Source organism: Kribbella flavida DSM 17836, from assembly GCF_000024345.1.
In the GTDB taxonomy this organism is placed as follows: Bacteria; Actinomycetota; Actinomycetes; order Propionibacteriales; family Kribbellaceae; genus Kribbella; species Kribbella flavida.
Genome location: NC_013729.1, coordinates 4,119,888 through 4,141,371, shown reverse-complemented (window position 1 = coordinate 4,141,371; position 21,484 = coordinate 4,119,888). Strand labels below are relative to the sequence as shown.

The 21,484-nt window shown below is 71.0% G+C and carries 22 protein-coding genes; 8 read left to right on the top strand and 14 right to left on the bottom strand.

The annotated features are described in order from the left end of the window. Positions 1-9: 9 nt before the first annotated feature. The 6 genes from KFLA_RS19150 to KFLA_RS19125 are packed head-to-tail and all read right to left on the bottom strand — an operon-like array spanning position 10 to position 6,684. Positions 10-810, bottom strand: a complete 801-nt coding sequence (locus tag KFLA_RS19150; RefSeq protein ID WP_012921464.1) for a Cof-type HAD-IIB family hydrolase — start codon at positions 808-810, stop codon at positions 10-12. Then, positions 807-1,667, bottom strand: a complete 861-nt coding sequence (locus KFLA_RS19145) for an inositol monophosphatase family protein (protein ID WP_012921463.1) — start codon at positions 1,665-1,667, stop codon at positions 807-809. Before KFLA_RS19145 ends, KFLA_RS19150 begins: the two co-directional genes overlap by 4 nt. A 22-nt stretch (positions 1,668-1,689) precedes the next feature. After that, the gene (locus tag KFLA_RS19140) at positions 1,690-2,460 is read right to left on the bottom strand and encodes an HAD family hydrolase (RefSeq protein WP_012921462.1); all 771 of its coding nucleotides are present in this window, start codon (positions 2,458-2,460) and stop codon (positions 1,690-1,692) included. Next, positions 2,448-3,593 carry an ABC transporter ATP-binding protein gene (locus KFLA_RS19135; protein WP_012921461.1) on the bottom strand — a complete coding sequence of 382 codons (1,146 nt, stop codon included), beginning with the start codon at positions 3,591-3,593 and terminating at the stop codon, positions 2,448-2,450. The genes KFLA_RS19140 and KFLA_RS19135 overlap by 13 nt, the downstream gene beginning before the upstream one ends. Before the next feature lie 4 nt (positions 3,594-3,597). After that, positions 3,598-5,448 (bottom strand): ABC transporter permease, encoded by a 1,851-nt coding sequence (locus KFLA_RS19130; protein ID WP_012921460.1) that lies wholly within the window; start codon positions 5,446-5,448, stop codon positions 3,598-3,600. Between the two features lie 33 nt (positions 5,449-5,481). Continuing rightward, positions 5,482-6,684: an ABC transporter substrate-binding protein gene (locus KFLA_RS19125; protein ID WP_012921459.1), complete on the bottom strand. Its 1,203-nt coding sequence runs from the start codon at positions 6,682-6,684 to the stop codon at positions 5,482-5,484. Positions 6,685-6,825: 141 nt separating this feature from the next. Here KFLA_RS19125 and KFLA_RS19120 point away from each other — a divergent pair, with 141 nt between their 5' ends. The 3 genes from KFLA_RS19120 (at position 6,826) to KFLA_RS19110 (ending at position 9,774) form a co-directional block, all read left to right on the top strand. After that, the gene (locus tag KFLA_RS19120) at positions 6,826-8,142 is read left to right on the top strand and encodes a phytase (RefSeq protein ID WP_012921458.1); all 1,317 of its coding nucleotides are present in this window, start codon (positions 6,826-6,828) and stop codon (positions 8,140-8,142) included. Positions 8,143-8,203: 61 nt separating this feature from the next. After that, the gene (locus tag KFLA_RS19115) at positions 8,204-9,142 is read left to right on the top strand and encodes an inorganic phosphate transporter (RefSeq protein ID WP_012921457.1); all 939 of its coding nucleotides are present in this window, start codon (positions 8,204-8,206) and stop codon (positions 9,140-9,142) included. After that, positions 9,139-9,774 carry a DUF47 domain-containing protein gene (locus tag KFLA_RS19110; protein WP_012921456.1) on the top strand — a complete coding sequence of 212 codons (636 nt, stop codon included), beginning with the start codon at positions 9,139-9,141 and terminating at the stop codon, positions 9,772-9,774. The genes KFLA_RS19115 and KFLA_RS19110 overlap by 4 nt, the downstream gene beginning before the upstream one ends. Positions 9,775-9,787: 13 nt before the next feature. Here the strand turns inward: KFLA_RS19110 and KFLA_RS19105 are convergent, their stop codons facing one another. Continuing rightward, positions 9,788-10,528, bottom strand: coding sequence for a GntR family transcriptional regulator (locus tag KFLA_RS19105; RefSeq protein ID WP_012921455.1), 741 nt, complete (start codon positions 10,526-10,528; stop codon positions 9,788-9,790). Between the two features lie 168 nt (positions 10,529-10,696). On the opposite strand from KFLA_RS19105, the gene KFLA_RS19100 reads away from it, so the two are divergent. Further along, positions 10,697-11,215 carry a VOC family protein gene (locus KFLA_RS19100; protein WP_012921454.1) on the top strand — a complete coding sequence of 173 codons (519 nt, stop codon included), beginning with the start codon at positions 10,697-10,699 and terminating at the stop codon, positions 11,213-11,215. A gap of 3 nt (positions 11,216-11,218) precedes the next feature. Here the strand turns inward: KFLA_RS19100 and KFLA_RS19095 are convergent, their stop codons facing one another. Together KFLA_RS19095 and KFLA_RS19090 are read right to left on the bottom strand one after the other, a co-directional pair. Further along, positions 11,219-11,863 (bottom strand): uridine kinase family protein, encoded by a 645-nt coding sequence (locus tag KFLA_RS19095; protein ID WP_012921453.1) that lies wholly within the window; start codon positions 11,861-11,863, stop codon positions 11,219-11,221. Between the two features lie 63 nt (positions 11,864-11,926). Beyond that, on the bottom strand, positions 11,927-12,637 hold the full coding sequence (locus tag KFLA_RS19090) for a GAF and ANTAR domain-containing protein (protein ID WP_012921452.1): 711 nt from the start codon (positions 12,635-12,637) through the stop codon (positions 11,927-11,929). Between KFLA_RS19090 and KFLA_RS19085 the strand changes: the two genes are divergently transcribed. Beyond that, on the top strand, positions 12,636-13,691 hold the full coding sequence (locus tag KFLA_RS19085; RefSeq protein ID WP_083792872.1) for an NAD(P)-dependent oxidoreductase: 1,056 nt from the start codon (positions 12,636-12,638) through the stop codon (positions 13,689-13,691). The two genes, KFLA_RS19090 and KFLA_RS19085, sit on opposite strands and share 2 nt — an antisense overlap. 39 nt (positions 13,692-13,730) lie before the next feature. Here KFLA_RS19085 and KFLA_RS19080 read toward each other — a convergent pair whose 3' ends face one another. From KFLA_RS19080 to KFLA_RS19070, 3 genes are all read right to left on the bottom strand, one after another. Further along, positions 13,731-14,426, bottom strand: coding sequence for a GAF and ANTAR domain-containing protein (locus KFLA_RS19080; RefSeq protein ID WP_012921450.1), 696 nt, complete (start codon positions 14,424-14,426; stop codon positions 13,731-13,733). 135 nt (positions 14,427-14,561) lie between these two features. Then, positions 14,562-15,722 (bottom strand): fatty acid desaturase family protein, encoded by a 1,161-nt coding sequence (locus KFLA_RS19075; protein WP_012921449.1) that lies wholly within the window; start codon positions 15,720-15,722, stop codon positions 14,562-14,564. A gap of 17 nt (positions 15,723-15,739) precedes the next feature. After that, positions 15,740-16,870: a flavin reductase family protein gene (locus tag KFLA_RS19070; RefSeq protein ID WP_041289388.1), complete on the bottom strand. Its 1,131-nt coding sequence runs from the start codon at positions 16,868-16,870 to the stop codon at positions 15,740-15,742. A 120-nt stretch (positions 16,871-16,990) separates the two neighbouring features. On the opposite strand from KFLA_RS19070, the gene KFLA_RS19065 reads away from it, so the two are divergent. Continuing rightward, positions 16,991-18,211: a PucR family transcriptional regulator gene (locus KFLA_RS19065; RefSeq protein WP_237706540.1), complete on the top strand. Its 1,221-nt coding sequence runs from the start codon at positions 16,991-16,993 to the stop codon at positions 18,209-18,211. Positions 18,212-18,233: 22 nt separating this feature from the next. Here KFLA_RS19065 and KFLA_RS19060 read toward each other — a convergent pair whose 3' ends face one another. Then, positions 18,234-18,992: a GAF and ANTAR domain-containing protein gene (locus tag KFLA_RS19060; RefSeq protein ID WP_012921446.1), complete on the bottom strand. Its 759-nt coding sequence runs from the start codon at positions 18,990-18,992 to the stop codon at positions 18,234-18,236. A gap of 118 nt (positions 18,993-19,110) precedes the next feature. Next, positions 19,111-19,845: a LysR family transcriptional regulator substrate-binding protein gene (locus KFLA_RS19055; RefSeq protein ID WP_012921445.1), complete on the bottom strand. Its 735-nt coding sequence runs from the start codon at positions 19,843-19,845 to the stop codon at positions 19,111-19,113. A 58-nt stretch (positions 19,846-19,903) separates the two neighbouring features. Here KFLA_RS19055 and KFLA_RS19050 point away from each other — a divergent pair, with 58 nt between their 5' ends. Further along, positions 19,904-20,290, top strand: a complete 387-nt coding sequence (locus KFLA_RS19050; RefSeq protein WP_012921444.1) for a DUF5997 family protein — start codon at positions 19,904-19,906, stop codon at positions 20,288-20,290. Between the two features lie 333 nt (positions 20,291-20,623). After that, on the top strand, positions 20,624-21,409 hold the full coding sequence (locus KFLA_RS19045; protein ID WP_012921443.1) for a ricin-type beta-trefoil lectin domain protein: 786 nt from the start codon (positions 20,624-20,626) through the stop codon (positions 21,407-21,409). The last annotated feature ends 75 nt before the right edge of the window (positions 21,410-21,484 follow it).

Sequence of the window (21,484 nt, the reverse complement as noted above, 5' to 3'; positions counted from 1 at the left end):
GCCGGGTCGTCAGCACAGAAGGTAGCGGTCAATCAGGTCGGCGACGGCCGCGTCGGAGCACGCGGCGACGACGACGTCGGCGGTCCGGACCACCTCCGCATGGCCGTCGGCCACGGCCGCACCGAGACCCGCGGTCTGGATGAGCTCCAGGTCGTTGGGGTTGTCGCCGACCGCGGCAACCTGGTCCAGGGACACGCCGGCCGACGCCACCAGCGCCCGCAGTGCGCTGCCCTTGTCGGCGTTCGCGGGCAGGATCTCCAGGTAGGTCTTCTCGGACCTGACCAGTCGCACGGCGATGGTCACCGACGCGATCAGCTCGGCGACCTGATCCAGCTCACCCGGTGACTCGGCGATCAGCATCAGCTTGGTGGGGGACCCCGGCGGTGCGGTTTCGACCAGCTGGATCTGGTCGCGGCCGGCGTACTGGGTCAGGGCCGGCGCCGGCTTGAGCACGTAGGCGTCGAGGTCGTGGAAGCCGACGGCGCCGACCGCGCTCGGCAGCCGGGGCAGCGCTCGGGCCGCGACCAGCGGCCACGCCTCGCCCAGGGTCAGATCCAGCAGACGCCGGCCCGAGGCGAGATCCACGATCCGGGCGCCGTTGTAGAGGATCAGCGGGGTGTCCAGACCGAGCTGGGCGTGGTACCGGCCGGCCGATCGCTCGTTGCGCCCGGTCGCGATCGTGACCGTGCCGCCGGCCGCGCGGTACCGGTCCACTGCCTCCAGGTTGCGGGCCGGGATCTCCAGGTCCCGGTCGACCAGGGTGCCGTCGAGATCGGTCACCAGCCACGGGTAGCGCAGCTGCGGCGTCATGCCTGGGCCTCGCCGTCCGGACGCGCCGGGAAGGCGTCGACGAATCCGCGCAGCACCGTCGGTTCCAGGTCGGCGGTGTGCGCGGCGTAGCCCGGCTGGTCCCAGCCCGATCCGCCGAAGCCGTGGTACCGGCCGCCGGACTGCTCGACGATCAGCCGGGCGGCGCAGATGTCCCAGGCGCTGACCGACGTCCCGAGGGCGGCGTCGGCCCAGCCGGCGGCGACGTGGCACAGGCTGAGGGCCGCACTGCCCGGGCGCCGGACCGTGCCGTAGCCGGCAACGAGCTCCCCGAACCAGGCCAGACCTTCGGTGCCGTCGGACTCGAGTGCGCGCGCGTTCGGGTAGCTGGTGATCAGCAGAGCCTGCGCCTCCTCGATGACCCCGCGGGAGCGCAGTGGCCGGCCGTTGAGCCACGCGCCCGTCAGGTCGGCGGTGAACAGGTGGTCCGCGACCGGGTCGAGAACCGCACCGGCCACGATCCGGCCGTGCACGACCGCGCCGATCGAGGTGCAGAAGAAGGCGAGTCCGTGGGCGAAGTTCGCCGTACCGTCGATCGGGTCGACGTACCAGGTGACCGCGCCGTTCCCGGCCGACGTTCCGTCCTCCTCGCCGACGACGGTGCTGCCCGGGGCGCGACCGGTGAGCAGCTCGGCGATCGCCTTCTCGGCCCGCCGGTCGTGCTCGGTGACCGGGTCGTGCCGGTCGCGTTTGTACTGCACGGCGATGGCACCGCGAAAGGCGGCGCGCAGGTCGTCGGCGACCAGCCGGACGGCCTGGCCGGCCAGCTCCCGCAGCTCGCGCGAGGACGCCGTGAGCTCCGGATCGGGGCGTGCGTCAGTACCTGGTGTGGTCGTCATCGGACTCCCTGGGCAGTAGTGGTCAGAGGGCTTCGAGCAGCAGCGTGCGAAGGGCGACGGGGTCCGGGACGATCGCGTCGGGCACCGCCCGCACGGCGTACGGGCGCTGATAGGTGCCCGGGGCCTCCATCAGGACGGCCGCGCCGGCGCCGGCCCGCCGGGCGCAGAGCACGTCGCGGTCGAAGTTGTCCCCGACGTACCAGGTCCGGCCGACCGGTACGCCGAGCGCGCGGGCGGCGAGCAGGATCAGCTCGGGATGGGGTTTCCGGATCCCCATCTCGTCGCTGTAGATCTGCACCGCGAGCTGCTTCACCAGCCCGGTCCGCTCCAGGTAGTCGCGGTGCACGGCCCCGCTGAGCGCGTTGCTCACGACCCCGACCGGGATGCCGGCGGCGGCCGCGGTGTCCAGCAGTTCCGGGATGCCCTCGCGGTGGGCCCGGTGCTGGCGCAGTTCGCCCATCCGCCGGCAGAGCACCGAGGCGTGCGCGGTCACCCAGGCCCGCGGACCGGGTGGCCAGTCGGCGGCGACGAAGTCGGTCCAGAACTCCCGATGGGTCAGCTCGCGGGGTGTGGGCGGCCGGGACATCGCGTTCTTCCAGTACGAGTCCGCGGCGGCGCCGGCCTCCAGGTCGGTGCGGATCTCGTCGACGGTCAGCTCCGGGGTGCCGGCGCGGCTCAGCTGGTCGGACAGCTCGGCAGCCAGCTCGCCGGCCCAGCCCGGGCGCCCGGTGGTCGCGACCAGCACGCCACCGAAGTCGAGCAGCAGGGCCTCGGGCGTGATCAGCTGACCCACTGGGCCACCTCCTCGCGCTCGGCGTCCCGGCCACTGCCCAGGTTGAGGCGGTCGCCGTCAGGGCCGAAGACATGCAGGGCCTTGCGTTGCACCGCGCAGCGGATCGTGTTGCCCGTGGTCGCGTCGACTTCGTCGGTGGAGACCAGGTACAGCTCGGTGGACCCGACCGTCAGCGAGACCGTCCAGGCCGCCCCGGTCGGCAGCACCGCCCGGACCTGGCCGTCGAACGCCAACTCCCGCTCACTGCCGGGGTGGCCGGCATCGACGACGCGGACCGCCTCGGGGCGGACGCCGACCGTGGCGACCCGGTCGACCGGCCCGACCTGGGCCAGTTGCAGGTACTGGCGGGCAAGACCGCCGAGGCCGTCGCCCTCCGCATCGCAGGGCGCGAGGTTCATCGGCGGACTGCCGACGAAGGCGGCGACGAACACGTTGGCCGGGCGGTGGTACACGTCCATCGGGGGAGCGAGCTGCTGCAGGACGCCGTCCTTCATCACCGCGACCTGGGTCGCCATCGTCATTGCCTCCAGCTGGTCGTGGGTGACGAAGACGATCGTGTGGCCGGTCTCCTCGTGCAGCCGCTTCAGCTCGGCCCGCATCTCCAGCCGCAGCGTGGCGTCCAGGTTCGAGAGTGGTTCGTCCAGCAGCAGGACCGAAGGGTTGACCGCGAGCATCCGGGCCAGAGACACCCGCTGCTGCTGCCCGCCGGACAGCTGGGACGGGTAGCGCTCGGCGACGGTGGCGATCTGCATCATCGCCAGCGCCGCGTCGACCCGGGTCCGCCGTTCGGCGGCCGGCACCTTCTGTACCCGCAGGCCGAACTCGACGTTGCGGCGCACCGTCAGGTGCGGCCAGAGCGCGTAGTTCTGGAACACCAGGCCCATGCCGCGCCGCTCGGTCGGCACGAAGGTGCCCTGCTCGACCGAGTCGAGCACCCGGCCGCCGACCGTGATGGAACCGGCGGTGGGGTGCTCGAGTCCGGCGATCATCCGCAGCGTGGTGGTCTTGCCGCAGCCCGACGGGCCGAGCAGACAGGTGAACGAGCCGTCGGGAATGGTCAGGTCGAGGTCCTGCACGGCGAGCGGGCCCACGCCGTACGACTTGCTGATGGATTGCAGGGCGATGGTCGGCACGGGTCTAGCCTCCGAGTCCGGACGCCAGGCTGGTCCTGGTCAGTCGCTGGGTGAGATAGGTGGCCAGGAACGCGACGAGCGCGATCACCAGCACGACGGCGTTGGCCATCTGGTCGTAGGCGAAGTCGATCAGGTTGATCGACAGCGTGGTGAGCAGCTGCGTCCCGGTGGTGGTCAGCATGATCACGATGCTCAGCTCCTTGATCCCCGAGATGAACGGCAGCACGATCCCGGTGACCAGCGAGCCGCGCTGGATCGGCACGACGACGGCCCGGACCCTGGTGAGCCAGCCGGCGCCGGTGACCTGGGCGGCCTCCTCGGGTTCCCGGCCGAGCTGGGTCATCGCGCTGATGCCGGACCTCGACGCGTACGGCAGGTGGGTCACCGCGAGCACGATCACCAGCAGGGTGACCGAGCCGTACAACGCCGGCACCGGACCCCGGCGTACGGCGAACAGGGACAGGAAGGCGGCCGCGAACGCGATGCCCGGCACCAGGTAGGGCAGGAAGCTGACCTGGCGCAGCACCGACGCGATCCGCGAGCCGTCCGAGCGGACCACCACGTAACCGACCAGCAGTCCCACGACGCCACACACGAGCGACGCGAGACCGACGATCCGCAGGCTGTTCCAGGCCGCGTCGAGCAGTTCGGTGCCGCGCAGGATGCCGTGCGGGAAGCCGGGCGCGCCCGGCAGATCCTCGGCCAGCCAGTACTTGAGGGTGAAGTTCTCCGCGCTGAAAACACCGGGGGTCGTGGTGACCGTGGTCAGCGCCAGCGTGACCACCGGGACGACGACGCTGAGCGCGAAGACGCCCAGTGCCACGCCACCGGCGGGCCACCGCCAGCGGCCGAGCTCGATGATCCGGTCCATCGCCCCCTTGCCGCCGACGGTGACGAACCGGCGCTGCTCGCGCAGCAGCCGGGCGTCCGCGACGACGACCGCGACGCCGATCACCACGATCACCGTCGCGATCACCGCGGTGATGCCGGGCTCGTGGTTGCGGACCGCGGAGAACAGCGACGTCGAGAGCAGCGTGTAGTCGACCGGCAGCCCGAGGACGTACGGCGTACCGAAGGTGCCGAGGATCCGGCCGAACACGAGCAGCGTGGACGACGACAGCGACGGCAGCATCAACGGCAGCGTGATCCGGCCCAGCACCGTGCCCCGACCGGCGCCGAGGATCCGGGCGGAGTCCTCCAGTTGCGCGTCGAGCCGGCGCAGCGCGTTGCCGAACAGCAGCAGCACGAACGGGAAGTAGTGCAGCCCGAGGCAGACGATGATCGGCACAGCGCCGTAGGCCAGCCAGTCCGGCGTCTGGACCCCGCGGGCCTCCAGGATGCCGACCTGGCCACCCGAGCGGTCGTTCTTGAACAGGGCGAGCCAGGCCAGCGCGAACGTCCAGGACGGCAGCATGTACGGCACCACCAGCGCGGTGGACAGCCACTTGCGGCCGGCGATATTCGTGCGGGTGAGCAAGAACGCGCAGATCCCGCCGAGCAGCAGCGCCAGCACGGTGACACCGACTGCGACGACCAGCGTGTTCACCAGTGGCTGCCAGAACACGATCGAGCTGACCTGGGAGCGGAAGACCCGCCACAGGTAGTAGCCGGTCAGTTCACCAGGTTGCTGACCGGTCTTCGGCTGGTCGCCGAACTGGACCCGGACCGCGTCGGACAGCACGGCGACCAGCGGCGCGATCACCAGGTAGAGCAGCAGCAGGATGAGCACCAAGCCGATCAGCAGGGTCGGCTCATGCCGGGCGACGCTCAGCCGGTAGCGCCACCGCCCGCGCCGGCGGGGCGGTCCGGCGTCGGGCGGCGGCACTGTCGGTGGGCGGGCATCGGTGATGACCATCGGGACGATTCCTCCGGGGCAGTCGGTACGGGATCAGCGGTGGTTGAGGCGCCAGTGGTCCTGCATCGCCTGCGCGTCCTGGAAGTCCTTCAGCAGCTTGGCCGAGTCGAATTTCATCAGCTGGGTGCTCCAGTCGGTCAGCCCCGGCGGGTTGTTCGAGCTGGGCGGCACCGCCTTGTTGCCGGAGATGCCGCCGGAGCCCATCTCCGGGGTGATGCCTTCGGCGGTGAGCACGAAGTGCATGAACAGCTTGGCCGCGTTCGGGTGCTTGCTGCCGGTCGCGATCGCGCCGAACTTCGGGTACTGGTAGCCGACGTACGGCTTGAGGGTGTCGCAGACCTTCATCTGGTACCCCTTGCCCTTGACGTCGCGGAACTTCGCGATCGAGACCAGCCCGATGCGCGGCTCGGTCTGGTTGGGTGAGGCCACCGCGGCCGACACGTCGTCGTCGGCGGAGGTGAGCACCGGGTCGTTCTTGGCCAGCTGCTTGACCCATTCCCGGGCCGCCGTCGGCTCGGTCGTGCTGAGCTCCTGGCCGCTGTTGGCCTGGTACGCCGCCCGCAGGTCGGCGTCGTAGCTGGAGCCCATCTGGTTGAACCACTCGACGATGTTCGGTTTGCCGAGCGGGTCCTGCAGCATCACCTTGCCCTTCCACTCCGGCGACGTCAGGTCCCACAGGTTGTCGACCGGGCAGCCCTGCGGGAACAGCTTCGGGTTGTAGATCCACACGTTCGCCTTGGACAGCACCATCAGCGGGTTGCGGTTGGCCTCGTCGATCTGCGGCGCCAGGTCGGCCGGGATCCAGGTGTAGACGGTCTTCTGGGGCAGCAGCTGGCCGACCAGCGTCGGCCCGTTCTCGTACAGCGTCAGGTCGATGGTCACGTTCTTGGCCTGCGCCTCGCGGGTCATCTTCTCCAGCGTGTCGCCGACGTCGGACTTCACGCCGGTGGTCTTGATCCCGTACTTGGCCTGGAACGCCTCAGCCACCTTCACGATGTCGCCGGTGCTGTCGTAGACGGTGACCGAACCCTCCTGCTTGGCGGCCGCGACCAGGGCGGTGAGGTCGAAGCTCTGGTCGATCACCGGGCCGGCGAAGGCGGCCTGCCCGGCACCGGCGGTGCCGGTGCCGGTCTCAGTGGTCGAGGGAGCACAGCCGACGACCGCCAGGGTCGCGAGGCCGACCCCGGCGGTGAGCAGTGTGCGGTGCGGACGGCTGGTCCTGGTGCGGCTGTTCATGGGTAGTCCCTCCTGGTCGCGTGAAGCACAGGCTCACGCCGTTAGGTCAATATGTCAAGACATAAGCATCAAGCATTGTTAGTAAGGACATACTGATGTACGGTCCAGCGAACAATCCGCCCTTGCTTCCTGGAGGTTCTCGTGATTCCCACCCCACGTTCTCTGCGCCGGCCGGTGGTGCTCGGCGCTGGCCTCGCCGTGCTGGCCGCGCCGATGGTCTGGCTGCCGGCCAGCGGCACCCCGGCGGCGATCGCCGCGGTCCACGCGACGACCGAGACACCCGCGCAGTTCGACGACGACGCCGGCGGCAACGCCGACGCCGACGACCCGGCGATCTGGCGCAACAAGCTGCAGCCGGCCAAGAGCCTGGTGATCACGACCGCCAAGGAAGGCGGCCTGAAGGTCTACAACCTGTCCGGTGCCCAGGTGCAGGCGCTGCCCGTGCCGCCGGCACCGGCGCCGGGGCTGGAGACCGGCCGGTTCAACAACGTGGACCTGCTGTCCGGGGTCCGGTTCGCCGACGGCCTGGCGGACGTCGCGGTCGTCTCCGACCGGGGCCGGGACCGGATCCGCACCTACCGGATCAACCCGAACAATGCGACCAGCCCGCTGACCGACGTGACCGCGGCCTCGGTGCCGAGGGTGTTCTCCGCCACCGAGGCGGAGGTGGAGGACCAGAACACGGCGTACGGGCTGGCCTCGTACACCGATCCGGAGACGGGCCGGCACTACGCGATCGCCAGCCGGCGCAACCACACCTCGCTGAAGCTGGTCGAGCTGAAGGTTGCCGCGGGCAAGATCACGTACAGCCCGGTGCGCAGCTACCACCTGCCGGCGACGTTCACCCTGCCCGACGGGACGAGCTGGACGCCGTGCGACGAGCCCGGCTCCACGCCGCAGGTCGAAGGCATGGTGGTCGACACCGATACCGGCAAACTGTACGCCGGCCAGGAAGACGTCGGGATCTGGAAGCTCGACGCGGACCTGTCCGGTCCGGCCACGATGGTCGACAAGGTGCGTGAGTTCGGCGTACCGGGCACGTACGACCCGGAGGCCGACGAGTGCACGGCCGGCGCGGACCCCGGGTACGGCGGGCGGCACGTGACCGCGGACGTCGAGGGCCTGACGATCTTCGACGACGGGGACGGCGAGGGCTATCTGCTGGCGTCGAGCCAGGGTGACAACACCTTCGTCGCCTACGACCGCGAGGGGTCGAACCCGTACCTGACCAACTTCCGGATCTCGGCCGGCGGCACCGTCGACGGCTCGGAGGAGTGCGACGGGGCGATGGTGTCCAGCGCGTCGTTCGGCAGCGCCTACCCCGACGGACTGCTGGTCGTGCAGGACGGGTTCAACGCCCCCGACGTGATCGGTGACGACGGCGAACCGCGGGCCAACACGAACTTCAAGTTCGTCAGCTGGGACGACGTGGCCGACGAGACCGGGCTCGACGACTGACCGGCCCCGGGACGAGCCGAAGGAGCCGGTCATCTCCGTCATCCTGTGCACGCTGGTCGCTGTGGGCTTCGTGTTCATCTGCGGCGCCAATGACGGAGGAGCCCTGCTGGCGCTGGGGATCCGGCACCGCGGCGCCTCGGCAACGCTCGTCCTGGGGTTGCTCGCGGCGGCTGTCGCGACCGGGCCGGCCCTGTTCGGCCTGGGCGTCGCGGCGACGTTCACCGGCAAGCTGGTCGATGCCGGTACGCCGCCCGGCCGGCTCGTCTTCCTGGGCGGCACCACAGTCGCGATGGCTGTGGTGCTGACCCTCACCTGGCGGGGGATTCCCACCAGCATCACGCTGGCCCTGCTGGGAGCGATCTCCGGCGCCGCCCTGGGCTTCGGGGCGGCGCCGGACTGGGGGCGCCTCGGCTTCGTTCTCGGCCTCGGTGCCGCGGCGCCGCTGGTCGGGCTGGTGCTGGCGAACGGGCTCGGCCGGCTGGTCCGGTGGTTGCCGATCGGCCGGACGGGCCGCTGGACCGGCACGCTGCAACTGGCCGCCTTCGCCGGACAGAGCCTCGCCTACGCCGCGAACGACGGCCAAAAGATGTACGCCGTGGTCGTGGTCGCCGCCGGTGCGGCGGGTCACGGGCTCGAGCTGGGCGGGCAGGTTTGGCCAGCGCTGACAATCGCCGGTGTCTTCGCAGTTGGCGCGGCGGTGAGTCTCCGCCGCGTGGGAAGGGGTGCAAGCACCACACTGCTGCGAATGCGGCCGGGCCACGTGATCTCGGCCGAGGTGGCGTCGTCGGTGGCGGTCTTCGGCTCGGCGGTACTCGGTGCGCCGGTCAGCATGACCCAGGCGACCACCGGCGGTCTGGTCGGCGCCGCGCTGAACGACGGTCCGCGCTCGGTCCGGTGGCAGTACTCCGTTCCGCTGCTCGTCGCCTGGGTGGTCACGTTGCCGGCCGCGCTGGCCGGTGGCGTGCTGATCGGACTGATCCTGAACGGAGTGGCTGGATGAGAATTCGCAGGCTGTACGACGATCTGACCGGAGCGACCCATCACCGGGCGCTGGATGCCCTGCACGCACAACTGGCGGCCGCGCTCGGTGGAGTGAGACTGACCGCCCGGATGACCCGAGGTGAGCTGACGCCTGCGCAGGCCCGGGCCGAGATGGTCGGCGTCGAGCACGACGGCGACTCGCTGCGCGCGGTGCTGGTCAGGGAGCTGTCGACCGCCTTGACCACGCCGATCGACCGGGAGGACCTCTACCGGTTGTCGCGGTCGGTCGACGACGTGCTCGACAACCTGCGCGACCTGGTCCGGGAGACCGATCTGTACCGGGCGGTGCCGGACCAAGGTGATCTGGCGATGCTGACCGCGGTCGGCGACGGACTCGCGCTGCTGCAGGACGCGATCGGTGCCCTGCCGCGCCGGCCGGCCGAGGTGACACTGACGACACTGGCGGTCCGCAAGTGTGCAAGCCGCATCCGGCAGCTCTACCAGTCCGCGGTGGCGGTGCTGTTCGAGCAGGAGGTCTCGACGGACATGCTCAAGCGGCGTGAACTGCTGCGGCGCCTCGACGTCGTGGGCCTGCGGCTGGGGGAGTGTGCGGACGCGCTCTCGGACGCGATGCTGAAGCGCAGCCACTGAGGGCAGGGCACCGTCAGTCGAAGCCGACCGAGATGTCGATCGAGTACAAGGAGGCGCGGTAGAGGTCGCGCCCGAACTCGACCGGTCGGCCGTCGGCGTCGAAGGCGACCCGGTGCAGCTTGAGCAGCGTCGCACCCCGGGACTCCTGCAGCAGTGTCGCCTCGGTCGCCGTCGCCTGCCGGGCGCCGACGGTCTGCTCGGCGGCCTTCACCTCGGTGCCGGCCGCGCGCAGCAGCTGGTACAGGCCGCGGCTGGCCAGTCCTTCGGCCGTGACGCCCAGATCGGCGCGGACGTGGTTGCGCAGGATCGCCAGCGGCTCGTCGTCGGCGAACCGGAGCCGCTCGAGCGCGAGCACCTCGGTCCCCGGCTCGAGCAGCAGCGCCGCCGCCACCTTCTCCGGCGCGGGGACCAGCTCACAGGACAGCACCTCGGTCCGCGGCCGGCGGCCGGCCCGCTCGAGATCCTCGTACAGGCTGGTCATCTCCACCTTGCGGCGCAACCGGTTGTTGACCACCGAGGTGCCGACCCCGCGCTTGCGGCTGAGCATGCCCTTCTCGACCAGGTACTGCAGGGCCTGGCGAACTGTCGGCCGGGACAGCCCCAACTGCTCGGCGACCACCAGTTCGTTGTCCAGCCGGGCTCCCGGCGGGATCTGTCCCGACTCGATCAGGTTCTGCAACCGCTGCGCCACCTGGAAGTACAGCGGCACCGGACTCGACCGGTCGATCGTCACCAACTGGTCGAGACTCTGCATCGGTTTCCTCCACGGGACCACTGCCAGGAGTGCGCCGGATCGCTCTCCTGCTGGCTGCATTGTCATTATGTCAGCATCAATGCTCGTGGCGCGGCGACGGTGGCGCCAGGTATCCTTCTGTTGAGCGTTCAACTAGTCTTGGGTACGACGGCGACGAGGGAGTGGGCGATGGCGGTCTTCCGGTTGAACCATGCGGTGCTGTACGTGCGCGACCTGGCGGAGAGTGTCGCGTTCTACCGCGACGTGCTCGGCTTCGGGTACACCGAGACCGGTGACGCGTTCTCGGGGGCGGCGTTCCTGCGCGCGCCGGGATCGACCAACGATCACGATCTCGGGCTGTTCGAGGTCGGCGCGCAGGCGGGGCCGTCCGGGGCGGGGCGGACGACGGTCGGGCTGTACCACCTCGCCTGGGAGGTCGACACGCTCGGCGACCTCGAGGACCTGGCGGCGAAGCTGAACCAGACGGGGGCGCTGGTCGGGGCGTCGGACCACGGCACCACCAAGTCCTTGTACGGCCGGGATCCCAGCGGACTGGAGTTCGAGATCGTCTGGATCATCCCGGCGGACCGGCTCACCGACGCCGATCGGCAGAAGGTGCCGGTCGGGCCGCTGGACCTGCCCGCCGAGCTGGCGAAGTACGGCCGGGACGCGCGCAGCGGTCTGGGGATCTCCCGACCGCGGAGCTGATGGTCAGCGCGGGTCGGCGACGAAGATCTCGTCGGTGCCGCGGGGGTGCGGCGAGGTGCCGGCGGCGATGAGAGTCGCGCGGTCCCAGGGCCGGTCGTCGGTGAGGAACGGGATCTCCGCCGCCATCCAGCGGTGCCAGAAGTCCACGGTCTGCTGCGCGTCGCCGTTGACGCCCAACGCGATGTCCCGGGCGATGCCCAGCCGCTCCGCTTCGGCGTAGTCGGACTGCACCCAGACCAGGCAGTCGATCAGCTCGGTCAGCTCGCGCCGGCCCGCGCCGACTCCTTCGACGACCACCAGCGAAAGACCAGCCGGTACGTCGACGGAGCCCGGACGGCTGTGCGCGTCCCACGCGGGCGGACGGTACGACACGGCGTCACCGCGGCGCAGCGGCGTCAGTACGCCGTCCGCCAGCAGGTCGCTCCAGCCGAACATCGGCGCGTTCCAGGCGATGTCGTCCACGTGCACCACCGCCGAGTCGGGCACGGTGTCGGCCAGACGCTGCGCAAGGGTCGACTTGCCGCCGCCACTTCGCCCGTCGACCGCGACGATGCGAGGGCCGGCCTGCTCACCGTCGTGCCGAGCCCGCTTCTCCCGGGCCGCGTCCGCAGCCTCGAGGACACGCCCGGCCAGCTCGGTGAAAGGCACGCTCTGCCAAGGTCCGGCAGCAGGCTCATGGGGTCCAGGTCGAAGCATCACACCGTCATTGTGTCAGTTCGGTCGTCGGTCCGGCTCCGCGAGGCGGCCGGTCCGGGTGAGCTCGGTCGCGACGTCGCGCAGCTTGCGGCCGTGGTCCTGCGCCTGCTTGCGCAGGACAACGAACGCCTGTTCCTCGTCGATGCCGTACCGCTCCATCAGGATGCCCAGGCCGTGCCCGATCCGGGCGTGGTTGTCCATCGCGACCGCCAGGTGGGCGCGTACCCGGGCCGCGTCGAGCGCGACCGTGGCGTGGCTGGCCAGCAGCTTGATCCAGCCGGTGTGTCCGGGGTCGAACGCGTCCGCGGCCGGGCTCGCCAGCGACAGTACGCCGATCAACTGGCCGGTCCCGCTGGTCAGCTGCAGACTCAGCCAGGACCGCCAGCCGGCGTCGATCGCGGTCGGGGTCCACTGCGGCCAAGGAGATTCCACCAACAGGTCAGGGACCAGCACCGCCGAAGCGCCCTTCAGTACGTCGACGGCCGGTCCCTCGTCCAGCTCGACCTGCGCCTGCTCGGCCAGTTCGAGCGCGGGTGAGCCGGCCGCGGCCGGAACCAGTTGGCGCCTGGTGGCCAGCGCCACGCTGCCTACTGCGTCGCTGACCAGCATCGGCACGGCCAACGCGACGATCCGGGCGGTCTGCTCCAGGCCTGTTTGGACGTGCAGCGTTCCGGCCAGGTCGGCGAGGAACCGCGCGGGGTCCAGCCGATCGTTGAAGTCGGACATGGTTCACCTGTTCGATCCTCCGAGGCCTCGTGCCCACTTCCTGAGCAGCCCCGGCCTTCACCTGTTACCCACCGCGTACACGTGCCACCGAAGTGGGTACTGGTCCGGCACCCAGCAAGCGAAGGAGTCGGCGAATGCAAGTACCAGCAGGTGCGACGGGGTCCGCGTGAGGCGAACCGTCGGGGTGGTCGGGGCCGGCCGGATCGGGACGCCGCTGATCCGCCGATTGGTTGCCGCCGGCCACGATGTGCTGGCGACCGACGTGCGCGCGGAGCGTCGTCCGGCGGTCGAGCAGGCGGGAGCTCGGTGGAGTGACGACGTGCCGGCCGGCGCCGAGGTCGTTCTCACGGTCCTGCCGGGCGCACCGGAGCTGCGCGAACTGGTGCTCGGATCAGGCCGGCTGCTCGAGCGCCTGACCGGCGGCGCGTTGTGGATCGACCTCACCAGCGCTTCGCCCGAGCTCGGCCAGGAGTGCGCCCGAGCCGCCGCAGAGCACGGCATCGCGTACCTGGATGCGCCGATCGGCGGGGGAGTGCGCGCCATGGAACGGGGCGAGGTCACCCTGTACGTCGGTGGGCCAGGTGTGCACGTGGACGCCGCCGCGCCGTTGCTGGCTTCGTTCGCGAAGGCCGTACGCCGTACTGGTGCGTCGGGCACCGGCTATCTGACGAAGCTCCTGATCAACCTGTTGTGGTTCGGGCAGGCGGCATTGACCACCGAGGCGCTGCTGCTGGCTCAGCGGCACGGTGTGGCGCCCGAAGCGATGCGCGACATCCTGCTGGGCAGTGCGGGCGACAGCGCCTTCGTCCAGCACCATCTGCCGGCACTGCTCCGCGGCGACTACCTCGCCGACTTCGGCCTGGACCGCTGCGTCGAGGAGCTGGACGCCGTGGAACGCAACGCCGGCAAGGCAAACCTGCCGCACCCGGTGATGTCGGCGGTGACCGATCTGCATCGCGCAGCCCTCGACCACTTCGGTCCCGTCGACGGCGAGCTGCTTGCCGCCGCCTGGCTCGAACTGCAGGCGGGTGCGCGCCTCAGCGAGGACCGCTAGTCCTCGCCGATGCGCGGTGGACCGACTCGTGGTGGGTGGTCACGGCTCCCCGCGAAAGTCGAGCTCACGGTTGACGACGCGGCGGGCGATCTCCGCGAGGGTGACGTCGTGCGCGTAGGCGTGCGCGCGCAGGATGGCCAGCGCATCGCCGGGCGAGACCTTCAGCTGGGCGACCACCATGCCGGTGGCCATGTGAACCTCGACCCGTGCGGACCACATGCCCTCCGGCACGGTTTCGCCGGCGTCCGGCGGATCCCGCAGCAGGGCGGCGCCGACCGCGTCGGCGAGGAACTGCACACTGGAAGCCGGCTCGGCCAGCTCGACCGCGGTGGTGAAGTAGAAGCTCAGCACACCGAAGGTCTCCCGGGCCGGATGCATCGGGAACGCGTACACCGTCATCCGCCCGAGGTTCTCCCAGGCCGCGCGGGTGAACTCGGGCCACGTCGCCGACGGCGCGTCCGTCACCGGTGCCGTGGCCGGTTCGCCGGCCCGGAAGGCGTCCTGGCACGGTCCCTCGCCGAGCACGTCCTGGAAGTCCTCCAGCCGCGCCGCAACGTGGTCGGTGGCCGCGAGCGTGGTCCGGCTCTGGGTCGCGTTCTCGACCGTGATCCAGGCCCCACTCGCACCGACGATCAGCCGGCTCGCCTCACACAATCGCTGCGCCAGGTGGCTGTGCGAGCCGTTGCTCGCCGCCAGCTCGGCCAGCCTGGCAACCATCGCCGTCCGGTCTGTCATCCACCTCTCCCAGCAGCCAGCACGTCGACGCCGTCCGCAGACAGCGGACCACCGGTACCCGGCCGCTCGCGATCCACTCGTGCGCGGAGGCAACGACCGGTACCGCTGCGGCCGGCGCCGGTCCGGCGGGAGGGGTCAGGCGGGGGCCGCGGCGCTGCCCTTCGGCAGGGCAGTCAGGTTGCCGGCCAGCTGACGGGTACGGCGGCCGAAGTCGTTCGGCAGCGAGAGCCGGACGACCTTCTTCCAGGCCGACGTGACCTGGCGGGGCAGCGAGCCGGTCGTGTAGCTGAGCTGGTACTTGTCGAACAGCGCGCGGACCTGCGGCGCGATCTCGGCGTACCGGTTGCTCGGCAGGTCGGGGAACAGGTGGTGCTCGATCTGGTGGGACAGGTTGCCGGTCATGAAGTGCATGGCCTTGCTGCCGCTGATGTTGGCCGAGCCGAGCATCTGGCGCAGGTACCACTCGCCGCGGGTCTCACCGTCGATCGAGTGCTTCTCGAACGTCTCGACGCCCTCGGGGAAGTGGCCGCACATGATCACCGAGTGCGACCACACGTTGCGGATCAGGTTGGCGGTCACGTTGGCGCCGAGCGTGTGCAGGAACGACGGCCCGGACAGCAGCGGGTGCACCACGTAGTCCTTGGCCATCTGCCGGCGGATCTTGCGCAGGGTGGCCTTGGCGCGGGCCCGGAAGGCGGGGTCGCGGCGACGTTCCTTGGTGGCCAGGTTCTTGCCGAGCTCCAGGTCGTACGCCGCGATGCCGTACTCGAAGATGCAGGCGTTGACAAAGTTCCACAGCGGCTGGGCCAGGTACAGCGGCACCCAGCGCTGGTCCTCGTCGACGCGCATGATGCCGTAGCCGAGGTCGTTGTCCTTGCCGACCACGTTGGTGTAGGTGTGGTGCAGCTCGTTGTGCGAGTGCTTCCACTGCTCGGCCGGCGACGCGTGGTCCCACTCCCAGGTGGTGGAGTGGATCTTGGGGTCGCGCATCCAGTCCCACTGGCCGTGCAGGACGTTGTGGCCGATCTCCATGTTCTCGATGATCTTGGCGACCGCCAGCCCGGCGGTGCCGGCCACCCAGGCCGGCGGGAACAGCGAGAACAGCAGCACGGCCCGGCTGCCCAGCTCGAGCTTGCGCTGCACGCTGATCACCTTGCGGATGTACGCCGCGTCGTCGGCGCCGCGGCTGTCGATCACGGACTGCCGGATCGCGTCGAGCTCGATCCCGATCTGCTCGACGTCCTCGGGCGTGAGGTGGCCGATCGGGTTGTCGGACTTCTTCTGCAGGACGGTCACGGAATACTCCTGGTCACTCAGTGGTCGATGTCGCAGGCGCCGGCGGCGGCCGAGACGCAGGTCTGGACGAGCACGCCGTCGGCGCCGGTCTCGCCGCGGGTGGCGGTGGTGATCTCGCCGTTGCGCAGGTCGCGCACCGCGCCGTCGCGCAGCGGCAGCACGCAGCTGAAGCAGATGCCCATCCGGCAGCCCGAGGGCATCAGCACGCCGGCCTGCTCGGCCGCGTCGAGGATCGGGGTCGCGCCGTCGGCCTCGACGGTCGTGCCGGTCCGGGCGAAGGTGACGGCGCCGCCCTCGCCGACCACCCGGTGCGCGACCCGGAACTGCTCGGTGAGCAGCTCCAGCCCGCGCTCGTCGTGGTGCTCCTGCAGCGCGTCGAGCAGCCCGCCCGGCCCGCAGGCCAGCGTCGTGCGCTCGGCCAGGTCGGGAACCAGCCGGTCGAGCGCACCGATGTCGAGCACCCCGTGCTCGTCGTCGTACCGGGCGATCAGCCGGATCGCGCCGGCCTGGTCGAGGCCGCGCAGGTTGGTGAGGAAGATCGAGTCCGGCTCGCTGGGCGCGACGTGCAGGACGACGATGTCGTACCGAGCCGACCGGGCCGGCCGCAGTACGCCGGTGTCGGTGGCGGGGAAGAGGTTGCGCAGCATCCCGATCACCGGGGTGACCCCGGAGCCCGCCGTGACGAAGAGGAACTTGCCGCCACCGGTCGGCAGCACGAACTCACCGGTCGCCTGCTCGAGGTGGACCATCGTGCCCGGGCGGGCGGCGTGCACCAGGTGGTTGCTCACCTTGCCGCCGGGCACCGCCTTCACGGTGATCGAGATGTGGCCGTCGGCGCGGGGGCCGTGGGTCAGCGAGTAGGCGCGCCACTGGCGGACGCCGTCGACGTCGACCCCGACGCGCACGTACTGCCCCGGCACGTGGCCGGCCCAGTCGGCGCCCGGCCGCAGGACGAGGGTGGCGGCGTCGGCGGTTTCGGGTGTGACGTCCGTGATCCGGCCGCGCAGCTCGGCGCCGGAGCGCAGCGGGGCGAACAGGTCCAGATAGTCCGCCGGCAGCAACGGCGTGGTCGCGCGCTCGGCCAGGCGGGCCATCCGTTGCCGCAGCGAGGACCGGGCAGGTCGGCTGGGCAGTGCGGAGATCGTCATCGATCCAGTGTTTCTGGTGGGCAAAGCTCAAATCATGACCTGGAAGCGTGAATATCCGCGCTGATATTGTTCGCAGGGAATAGTCGACTGGACCGGTTCGGAGGCAGCACAGTGACCGACGTGAGCAGCGCGACCGCGATCGGGGCGGCGTCGTTCCAGATCGGCGAGCCGATCCTGCGGGTGCTGGGGGAGCGGCTGGGCGAGGTCGCCGCCGACACGGTCGAGGCGGTCACCGCCGAGGTCCCGGAGTACGCCGGTGCGCTCGGTGGCGCGGGATCGATGGGGCCGAACATCGAGGCGGCCGTCCAGATGGCGCTGGGCGGCTTCCTCAAGCTGGCCGGCGGCGCCCGGGACGCGGATCCGAGCACGCCGCTCGGTCCGACGATCGAGGGTGCCTACGCGCTCGGGCGCGGTGAGGCCCGGGGTGGCCGGTCGATGGACGCGCTGCTCGCGGCCTACCGGGTGGGGGCGCGGGTGGCGTGGCGCAAGCTGGCGCAGGCAGCGGCGGACGCGGGGCTGCCGGCGACCACGATGGCCAAGTTCGCGGAGCTGCTCTTCGCCTACATCGACGAGCTGTCGGCAGCCAGCGTTGCGGGGCACGCCGACGAGCTGTCCACCAGCGGCCGGGTGCTGGAGCGCTACCGGGAGCGCCTCGGGCGGCACCTGCTGGCCGGAGCGCCGCACGACGTGCTGCTCGCGGCCGCTGAGCGCGCGGAGTGGACTCCGCCGGGCTCGCTGACCGCCGTTCTCCTTCCGCCCGTCCAGGCGCGCGGCGCGCTGGCCTCGCTCGGAGCCGCCACGCTGCAGGTGGGCGAGGAGCTGCCCGGATTGGACCAGGCCGGCCAGCCCTTCACGCTGCTGCTGGTTCCGGACGTCGACGGCCCGGGGCGGCGGCACCTGCTGCGGGTGCTCGCGGGCCGCCACGCCGTCGTCGGTCCGGCGCGGCCGTGGGCCGAGGCGCGTTCGTCGTACGAACGGGCGGCGCGGACGGTGCCGCTGGCCCGGACGCGGACCGCCGATCCGGTGGACAGCGACCACTACCTCGCTGACCTGGTGCTCGGCGCCGATCCCGCGGCCCGCGCCGACCTGCGGGCGCGGGTTCTCGAGCCGCTCGGCGTCCTGCCCTCCGCGACCCAGGAGCGGCTGGCCGAGACCCTGATCTCGTGGTTGCTGCACCAGGGCCGCCGCGAAGAGGTCGCCGCCGAGCTGCACGTGCACGCCCAGACGGTGCGGTACCGGATGGGCCAGCTGCGCGGCCTGTACGGCGACCGGCTGACCGATCCGCGGTTCGTCCGGGAGCTGATCCTCGCGCTGCCGGCGCGGGGGGAGGCCGGCAGCTGATCTCGGGCTCGGCCCTGGCCGGTCAGTGCGGGAGTTTGCGGGTGTCGATGAGGTGCTGGGCGACGTCGCGGAGCTTGGTGTTGGTGTCTTGGGAGTAGCGTTTGAGGATGGCGAAGGCGCGGTCGCCGTCGACGTCGAAGCGTTCCATCAGGATGCCCATCGCCTGGCCGACGAGTTTGCGGGCGTCGACGGCCTGGGCCATGGTTTCTTCGTGGCGGGCGGTGGCGACCGCGACGGAGGCGTGCCGGGCCAGGATGTGGGCGATGGCTTCGTCGTCGACGGTGAAGGCGTCCGGTGCGAGGCTGTAGAGGCCGAGCACGCCGACGGTGTTGCGGCCGTCGCGCAGGGTCAGGGGTACGTCGAGCACGCTGCGTACGCCGAGGCCGGAGACCTTCGCGGCCCATTCCGGCCACCGGGTGTCGGTGGTGGTGTCACGGATCAGCACGGTCGACCGCTCGCGCAGCGAGGCCATCAGCGGACCGTCCTGGGTGTCGATCTGCAGGCCGTAGACCTCGGCCACCACGGGATCGGTGACCGCCGCGATCTCCGGCCGGGAGCCCCGCGAGGACAGCGCCACGCCGGCGTAGCTGCAGTTCAGGGCCTGCAGCGCGAACTGCACGACCGCGTCCACCGTCTCGTGCACACCGCCGGTCTCGTGCAGTTCGACCGCCAGTCGGGCGAAGGCGTCGGCGGTTCCTCCGTCGACGGGATCGATCGTCGGCAAGGCGGTCTCCCAGGGCGCGTCGGTGGATCGAGCACCCCGCTGGTCGGCGTGGTCCATGGCGTAATCATGGCGTACGAGGCCGTGTGTCGGGGGCCGTGTCGCACTGAGGTCCGCAGCCGATCGGGCAGCCGACGCCGCACATCGCAGCGCAGGTGGCGCGGCGCCCGGGCTGCCCTCAGCCCCGGCGCGGTTTGCCGCGTCCGGCGCCTCGGGAACTCGCCTGCCGGCCTTGACCAGCGGGGGGCTTGCGCCGCTCGGCGGACTTGCCCTTGGGCTGCGCCTTGGCCGGCGCCGCCGCCGAGCGGGTCCGTGAGCTGTTCACGGTCCGGCCGCGCACGATCCCGATGAACTGCTCCATCAGGTCGGTGGTCTCGCCCTCGGGCCAGGCCAGCGCGACGCTCGACTGCGGGGCGTCCGTCACCGGCCGGTAGGTCAGGTCCTTGCGGTGGTGCAGCCGGGCCAGCGACTGCGGTACGACGAGCAGCCCGGCTCCCGCCGCGACGAGTTCCACGGCGGCAGCCGTCGTCGCCGGCCGCTCGAACGCGGGCTGTCCCGGCAGTTCGTCCCACTCGAGCGTGTCGTCGAGCGGGTGCAGCACGAAGTCGTCGGCCAGGTCCGCGGTGGTGACCTGCTCGGCGGCAGTCACGACGTGGTCCTTCGGGACCACCACCACCGTCGTCTCGGTGTACAGCGGGATCGCGCTGAGGCCGGTCCGGTCGATCGGCAGCCGCACCAGTCCCGCCTCCGCGTCACCGGCCCGGACCAGCCCGGCCGCGTCGGCGGCGGTCACGCCGATCAGCGACAGCCGGACGCGGGGGAGCCGCTCGTTCCAGGTCCGCACCCACTTGGTCGGCGTGACGCCGGGCACGTAGGCGAGCCGGAAGGCGGGGGAGGGGTCCGAGGCTGTCACTGGATCAGGCTATCCGCCGTGGTCGGCGAGCCCGCTTCTGCTCGGTACCCTGGGCGGTATGACGTCGCAGAAAACCGCCCAGACGATGAAGCCCGCGACCGCGGCGAAGAAGCTGGGTGTGTACCTCGAAGCCACGCCGGCCGAGTTCCAGCAGGGCGTGATCTCCCGCGACGAGCTGAACGCGCTGCAGACCGACCCGCCCGAGTGGCTGCGGGAGCTGCGGCGGAACGGTCCGCACCCCCGGCCGGTGGTCGCCGCACGGCTGGGCATCTCCATCTCCGGGCTCGCGCGCGGAGGCATCACCGAGGCGTTGACCACCGCGCAGATCGAGGACCTGCGCGCGGAGGACCCGGAGTGGCTGCGGCGGGAGCGCGCCACCCAGGCCGAGGTGCAGAAGGAAGCGGAGCGGCTGAAGGCCGCCGAGCCGCGCCGTTCGCGGTCCTGACCGGGCCTGGGATACCCAGCGGCTGCGCGATCTATGCGGGCCCGAGATCACGGTCTTGCGCAAGCTGCGTCACGGTGACACCACAGCCGGGACGCGGCCCGCGCGCGAGGGCACGGCGATCGGGTCACAGCGTTACCCGGTGAGCGGGCCAAGGTCACGGGCCTCTGGCAACTAGTTGCCACTGGCACCTAGTGACAGTTGCCGTCGGCCCCTGAGTGGGAATTACTGGCTGTGGCGAAGCATTGCTGACAGTCACTACCGGATCCCGGCCGGTGACCACGATGCCGGGCTCGACGCCCTTCGCCTTCCCAGGCCCGACCGTGGAGGAACCTCATGAGTATCCGCAGTCTGATGACGCGTACCGGCGCCACGCTGGTGGTCGCCGCGCTGGCGGCAAGCACGACGATGGCAGGATCCGCCCAGGCCGGCAGCGCGCCGGCTCCCGACCGAGCGGCCGAGAGCGCCGCGGCGCCGGCCGCGGACCTGCCGATCGGCAAGCCCCGGCAGTTCGTGAACCGGGTGCAGACCAAGCTCTGCCTGACCTTCGCGGTCACTCCGGACGGAATCCCGACCGCTGTGATGATCAAGTGCAACAAGGGGTCCAAGGGCAAGATCCAGCAGTGGACCTACACCGCCGACCAGCAGTTGATGGTGTCGATGTCGAAGAACGTCGGTGGCGATCTTCCCAACGGCGCCTGCCTGGACACCGCGGCGGACCTGACCACCGTGCAGGGTCAGACCCCGCTGCTGGTGCTGCCCTGCCGCGCCGGTGACGGCCAGAAGTGGCTGTACGACAAGGAGAAGGGGTCGCTGATCAACAAGGCCAGCGGCAAGGCGCTGAGCTCGATGATCGGCGTCGCGAAGCAGGCCCGGCCGACGTCCACCGTGCCGTACACCGGCGGCAAGGACCAGAAGTGGCGCGACACCGGGATCCCGATGGAGACCCTGATCGGCGCGGTCGTCCAGCTGCTCGACGCGCTGCTCGAGGCCCTCGGCCTGGAGATGCCCGACGAGTACGAGACCCGCGGTCAGCAGATGCTGAAGGCCATCGACGGCAAGGTGCCGGTGCCCGAGCAGCTGAAGCAGCTGCCCAAGCAGATGGTGAAGATGGCGGGTTGATCCACACCCTCTGAGCAGTCCCCCCGTCCAGCTGCGCGCCCTGGCGCGAAACGGGCCCCGGCATGCGTCGGGCTG

What these genes read in the sequence shown, in the direction of transcription:
- KFLA_RS19085 (WP_083792872.1), top strand. Translation starts at nt 12,636, where the DNA reads ATGGTTCACCTGTTCGATCCTCCGAGGCCTCGTGCCCACTTCCTGAGC.
- KFLA_RS19050 (WP_012921444.1), top strand. Translation starts at nt 19,904, where the DNA reads ATGACGTCGCAGAAAACCGCCCAGACGATGAAGCCCGCGACCGCGGCG.
- KFLA_RS19070 (WP_041289388.1), bottom strand. Translation starts at nt 16,870, where the DNA reads ATGACGATCTCCGCACTGCCCAGCCGACCTGCCCGGTCCTCGCTGCGG.
- KFLA_RS19090 (WP_012921452.1), bottom strand. Translation starts at nt 12,637, where the DNA reads ATGTCCGACTTCAACGATCGGCTGGACCCCGCGCGGTTCCTCGCCGAC.
- KFLA_RS19060 (WP_012921446.1), bottom strand. Translation starts at nt 18,992, where the DNA reads ATGGACCACGCCGACCAGCGGGGTGCTCGATCCACCGACGCGCCCTGG.
- KFLA_RS19045 (WP_012921443.1), top strand. Translation starts at nt 20,624, where the DNA reads ATGAGTATCCGCAGTCTGATGACGCGTACCGGCGCCACGCTGGTGGTC.
- KFLA_RS19080 (WP_012921450.1), bottom strand. Translation starts at nt 14,426, where the DNA reads ATGACAGACCGGACGGCGATGGTTGCCAGGCTGGCCGAGCTGGCGGCG.
- KFLA_RS19100 (WP_012921454.1), top strand. Translation starts at nt 10,697, where the DNA reads ATGGCGGTCTTCCGGTTGAACCATGCGGTGCTGTACGTGCGCGACCTG.
- KFLA_RS19130 (WP_012921460.1), bottom strand. Translation starts at nt 5,448, where the DNA reads ATGGTCATCACCGATGCCCGCCCACCGACAGTGCCGCCGCCCGACGCC.
- KFLA_RS19110 (WP_012921456.1), top strand. Translation starts at nt 9,139, where the DNA reads ATGAGAATTCGCAGGCTGTACGACGATCTGACCGGAGCGACCCATCAC.
- KFLA_RS19105 (WP_012921455.1), bottom strand. Translation starts at nt 10,528, where the DNA reads ATGCAGAGTCTCGACCAGTTGGTGACGATCGACCGGTCGAGTCCGGTG.
- KFLA_RS19145 (WP_012921463.1), bottom strand. Translation starts at nt 1,667, where the DNA reads ATGACGACCACACCAGGTACTGACGCACGCCCCGATCCGGAGCTCACG.
- KFLA_RS19150 (WP_012921464.1), bottom strand. Translation starts at nt 810, where the DNA reads ATGACGCCGCAGCTGCGCTACCCGTGGCTGGTGACCGATCTCGACGGC.
- KFLA_RS19125 (WP_012921459.1), bottom strand. Translation starts at nt 6,684, where the DNA reads ATGAACAGCCGCACCAGGACCAGCCGTCCGCACCGCACACTGCTCACC.